Here is a 270-nt window from a genome sequence, read left to right on the forward strand (position 1 = left end):
CTACGGCTTCCTGCGCTTCTCGCTGCCGATGTTCCCGGAAGCCTCGGCCATCGCGCAGGTGCCGATCTTCTGGCTGTCGGCCATCGCCATCGTCTACACCAGCCTTGTCGCGCTGGCGCAGACCGACATGAAGAAGCTGATCGCCTATTCCTCGGTCGCGCACATGGGCTTCGTCACGCTGGGCACCTTCGCCGCCAACGAGCAGGGCGTGCAGGGCGCGATCTTCCAGATGCTGTCGCACGGATTCATCTCGGGCGCGCTGTTCCTGCT

1 protein-coding gene is annotated in these 270 nt (G+C 64.4%); it reads left to right on the plus strand.

The genetic code is table 11. From position 1 onward, the window contains the following. Window positions 1–270: proton-conducting transporter transmembrane domain-containing protein (locus tag ACSNOK_RS34370; RefSeq protein ID WP_436784647.1), on the plus strand; the 270-nt coding region annotated here is incomplete at both ends.

The sequence above is a fragment of the Streptomyces sp. URMC 126 genome, assembly GCF_051386555.1.
In the GTDB taxonomy this organism is placed as follows: Bacteria; Actinomycetota; Actinomycetes; order Streptomycetales; family Streptomycetaceae; genus Streptomyces.